Raw genomic sequence first — 4802 nt, 5'->3', positions numbered from 1 at the left:
CAAAAAAGTGATCGGCTTGAATGGTATTGAGCGATCGGCATCATGGTATTACGCAACTTGAGATGACGAAAGATCAAATTTTTCAGCTGTTTTTCTTGATTCACTTGCTGATTCTAATACTTTACTCATTTGTAGCTCCATAAAATTCCAACACATTAATAGTGCGCACATTTCTGCCAACACCACGCTCATTTATTTATCTTATATAGTTTTAACAAATAACCTAAAGTATTACTACTACTAAGTTTTCTAAAGCTTTAAGTAAAGTTAAATGGCACAATATGAGCAATCAATTAACTATTATATTTGGCCAATCTCAATGACTATAGATCGCTCTTTGCCGAAGTTTGGCTAAGTGCCATAAGCGGATATTAATAAAGCGCCTTACCTTGATTTGTTAAGTTGTTTTGCTTTCTTTTTATCCCTAATCCATAAAACTGAGCCATTTGTTTTTTTCATCTCAAACAAATCTATAGCTTGAAATAAATCACTCAACTTCTTAAAGCCATAATTACGCTGGTCAAAGGATGCGTGATTTGAAATATGTGTACCGATTGGTCCTAACATGGCCCAGCCATCGTCTTCTTCGACAGCCTCAATTGCTTGCCTAAGCAAATTAATTAACTTGGTGTCACTTTTTATGTTCTTTTTTTGTTTTTGTATAGGAGGGTCTTTTTCGCTATCTTCGTCAAGATAGAGGAATAGTGAACAACTATTAACGAAAGCTAGTGGTGCTTTACGTTCACCAAAACCAATCACAAATTTACCATCAGCCAAAGAACGAGTTACCAAGGGAGTAAAATCACAATCGGACGACACCAGGCAAATAACATCAATGTCTTTAGTATACAGCACATCCATAACATCAATTACTAATGCCATATCTGTGGCATTCTTGCCTTTGGTAAGATCGAACTGTTGCATCGGCTGTATTGCAAATTCATGAAGCACGTCTTCCCACGGTTTCAGGTTTTGATTTTTCCAATTTCCATATGCTTTACGAATGTTGACTACACCATATCGCGCCAACTCGGATAGCACTTTATCTATCTTTTGAGCAGGTGCGTTATCTGCATCAATAAATACCGCAATTTTCTCTTTATCTCTCACAAAAGCTTCCTTGAAACTTAAAATCTTATTGACCACTACAGTAAACAGTTTCTCGACTTTTTCTAGTAAATACTTAGGCTATTATTTTCCATATTCCAGCCAAATAACAGTATTGTAGTGGCTTGGTTAATTTGGGACCCAAATTAGAGGCGTCTCCTTGTTGGTCATCTGCTGCTAGTTGCAACCATTTGAACTAATTAAATTGTTTATAAATGTTTTTTCTATAAGGTTTTCTTGGAGCCCATATTTAATTTTTATGTGTCTCCATTTTTTTACGTACTTACAATGAAAGTGCTTATCAAGTATATTTACTCATGTTTTTTAAAATATAAATTTTATGTTTTAGATCACTAAATGCTTAGTAATGATAGGTTACTTTGTAGTGGGGTAGGCTACTTTTTTAAGCTCTAAAACAGCTAAATGGTCAGTAACTTTATACGATTAATATAAGGTTTAATTTTTTCGAGGGGCACTATGAATTTAAAAAATACAACAACTCATTACAATACACTCTCCATTGCTTTGCATTGGCTTATGTTCATATTGATAGTCGCTGTTTACGCAAGCATTGAACTGCGCGAATTATTCGACAAAGGAACAGCAACCCGAGATGCCTTTAAAATGTGGCATTTTATGCTTGGTTTATCGGTTTTAGCCTTAGTAAGCGTTAGGCTAATTGCTCGCATAGTAGGTGGTTCGGCTCCTGATATAAAACCACAGCCAGCTAAATGGCAAAATAACCTGGCCAAACTAGTGCATGTTATTTTGTATGGGTTCATGTTTGCTATGCCTATTGCTGGATGGTTAATTTTGAGCATGGCGGGCAAACCAATTCCGTTTTTTGGTCTAGAGCTGCCGCCATTGGCCAGTAAAGATTTAGACTTAGCTAAAACCATAAAAGAGCTGCATGAAACCGCTGGGGAAGTTGGCTATTACTTGATTGGACTACATGCAGCCGCCGCCTTATTCCACCACTATGTTTTATCTGATAATACGGTTGCACGAATGCGTTTGCCTAAAAAATAACAGCTAATTAAGTGGCTAACCCGTTGTTTTCGCACATATTCAAGGATATGTGCGACGCGCGTATAGTGTTCTATTTAGATCTGCTTAAAGATAATAGAAAACTTAGTGATAGTAATATCTTAGCTAATTTGTTAAAACTGTGTAAAGTATACATATGAGTGTGGTCGGAGCAGAAAGATCCGCCCTTCGCGCACTATAAAATTATCCGTATAAAGGGTTTTCAACAATTGATGAGGCGCGTAGTTGGGTGTTGAAATTTAGCCACTGGTATAATTTTAACCACAAACATAGTGGCATCAAATACGTCAGCCCACATCAAAGGCATTCAGGATTAGCGGGTGACATATTGGCTAATAGAAAAGAAGTTTATCAAGGTGCTAAAGATGCTCACCCTGAGCGCTGGAGCGGTAATATCCGTAATTGGAATTTACCAAAAGAAGTGTACTTAAACCCTGAACAAAATAGTGTCAAGGCTGAGAGTGCATAACGTAGTGATCGCGACAACTAGTTTGACAAACACCGCTACTGTCCTTAGTGTACTGTTCTCTCGGTTATATACTCTCAGAAATCAAATCATGCATGGTGGGGCCACTTTTAATAGCTCAGCCAATCGTCAACAATTGAGATATTGTACAAATATACTGGATCTACTAGTACCAACGATCATTGAGATTATGATGAATAACCCTAATGACCTTTGGGGTGAACCGGTATATCCATATGTTGGGAAATAGATATATCAAACCCACTAGTAATTGCATAAATATTCACAATAACTGTATAAGTCATAATAAAGTAAGCATCACGATTGACATCCTAAACACCTTTATTCAAATGTGCATGCTTCCTAGTTTAACATTAGGTAATGTAGGGCAAATATTAGTGAATATTTATCGGCTCAAAATCTAGCTGTCACGGAAAGGGGCAAAGGTGAGTTATATTGATAAATCGTCGATGGACAAAAATGATTTTAGTGTTCGAACATGAACATCATCTACAACTATAATTGCCCTCAATTCTCTACTGGTCCGTTAAGGAAAAGCTGACGTGAACATCCCTCAGCAGTAACATTTCAATCAGTAAGTATTATTTATAATGTAATCATAGCATCAATTAATTTCATTTCATTAATAATTAAAGAGGGCGTTCAGAATTCTGTGTCAGCCTAAATTGCTAAATATCTAGCACGCCATCTAACCTACCTTCGAAGTGAATGGCTAATTGCGACAATGTCAGGTTCCAACTGTGGATTGGCATTGTCCATTTCTTCGAGGCGTTCAATATGCCTGCATACAATAATTTCATCAAGCTATTTTCATTCGGGAATGCGCCTTTAGTCTTGGTCAATTTCCTAAACTGGCGGTGAACCGCCTCGATAGCATTGGTGGTGTAAATGGCTTTTCGCACGTAATCTGGGTACTTGAAGTAAACCGACAGGTTCGTCCATTTACGACGCCAAGAGTCGATAACAATGGGATATAGCTTGCCCCATTTATCGTCTAGCTCATCCAGTGCTGCTTCTGCGGCATCTTTAGTTGCTGCACGATAAACGGGTTTTAAGTCAGCCATAAACGCTTTTTGGTGCTTAGAGGCTACGTACTTCATCGAGTTACGAATTTGATGAATAACGCACTGTTGAACCTCTGTTTCAGGATAGATAGTGCCAATGGCTTCAGGGAAACCTTTTAGTCCATCAACACAGGCGATTAAAATATCGGATACGCCACGATTATGTAAATCGGTCAGCACTGATAACCAGTAGTTAGCACCTTCGCTTTCTGATACGTAGAGGCCAAGTAATTCTTTACGGCCTTCAATATTAATACCCAACACAGTATAAACCGCTTTGCTAACGTAGCGACCATTTTCCTTGATTTTATAGTGAATAGCGTCAAGCCAGATAAATGGATACAACGCATCAAGACTGCGAGATTGCCACGCTTTAAGCTCTGGTATTAGCTGGTCAGTCACAGCGGTTATTGTGGCTTCTGATACTTCAATGCCATACATTTCTTGAATGTGACTGCCAATATCACGATAGCTCATGCCTAACGCAAACATAGATAGGACTTTTTGGTCAATTTCTGGCGTTAACTTAGTTTGGTTTTTCTTAACGAGTTGCGGTTCAAAGGAGCCTGCGCGGTCTCTTGGTGTTTCAAGTTCAAATTGACCTACAGATGATTTAACGGTTTTTTTGCTAGTGCCGTTCTTACGGTTTGGTTGCAGATCAGATTCTAGATGCTGCTCTAGCTCTGCTCTGAGTGCAGCTTCAGTTAATTGTTTAATTAACGGTGTTAAAACACCATCTTCACCAGTTAACCCTTTACCAGATTGAAGTTCAGCTAATGCTTTGTTGAAGTCGAAAGATTGAGTCATGTGTCACTCCTGTTTTCTTAATATTACTGAAATGACACAGATTTCTAAACACTACCTAATTAAATCCCTTTTTTATATTTTTAGATTTAACTTTCTATTTTTAAAGTCAATCGAAATTAGTTTTTTAGATAAAAAATCTCTTCCTAATATTGCATCACAGCCTGTAGATGCATTTATTTTTGATAAAGCAGCGACATTGTATAAAGTCAAATTACTTTCCCCAAACCCAACTACTATTGCATATTCTCTCCAGCTTTGATCACCCAATTGCATTAACTTTGATCGTTTAT

The 4802-nt window shown here is 37.6% G+C and carries 6 protein-coding genes; 2 read left to right on the top strand and 4 right to left on the bottom strand.

Going from position 1 to position 4802, the window contains the following annotated elements; translation table 11 throughout:
• Positions 1-48: 48 nt before the first annotated feature.
• On the bottom strand, positions 49-192 hold the full coding sequence (locus QMA00_RS18520; protein ID WP_175610077.1) for a hypothetical protein: 144 nt from the start codon (positions 190-192) through the stop codon (positions 49-51).
• 192 nt (positions 193-384) lie between these two features.
• Positions 385-1110 carry an NYN domain-containing protein gene (locus QMA00_RS18515; protein ID WP_010555486.1) on the bottom strand — a complete coding sequence of 242 codons (726 nt, stop codon included), beginning with the start codon at positions 1108-1110 and terminating at the stop codon, positions 385-387.
• 474 nt (positions 1111-1584) lie between these two features.
• Here QMA00_RS18515 and QMA00_RS18510 point away from each other — a divergent pair, with 474 nt between their 5' ends.
• Together QMA00_RS18510 and QMA00_RS18505 are read left to right on the top strand one after the other, a co-directional pair.
• A complete protein-coding gene (locus tag QMA00_RS18510; protein ID WP_010555485.1) occupies positions 1585-2136 on the top strand; it encodes a cytochrome b in 552 nt (183 codons plus the stop codon).
• A 346-nt stretch (positions 2137-2482) separates the two neighbouring features.
• Complete coding sequence (locus QMA00_RS18505; protein WP_158522947.1) at positions 2483-2623, top strand: hypothetical protein; 141 nt, start codon at positions 2483-2485, stop codon at positions 2621-2623.
• 686 nt (positions 2624-3309) lie between these two features.
• Here QMA00_RS18505 and QMA00_RS18500 read toward each other — a convergent pair.
• The gene (locus QMA00_RS18500; protein ID WP_076923265.1) at positions 3310-4512 is read right to left on the bottom strand and encodes an IS256 family transposase; all 1203 of its coding nucleotides are present in this window, start codon (positions 4510-4512) and stop codon (positions 3310-3312) included.
• 72 nt (positions 4513-4584) lie between these two features.
• Positions 4585-4802: hypothetical protein (locus QMA00_RS18495; protein ID WP_290158429.1), on the bottom strand; the 218-nt coding region annotated here is incomplete at its 5' end.

Source organism: Pseudoalteromonas sp. APC 3694, from assembly GCF_030407565.1.
GTDB lineage: Bacteria > Pseudomonadota > Gammaproteobacteria > Enterobacterales > Alteromonadaceae > Pseudoalteromonas > Pseudoalteromonas tetraodonis.
Note: the sequence above shows the minus strand (reverse complement) of the source record. Positions and strands in the feature narration are given on the sequence as shown.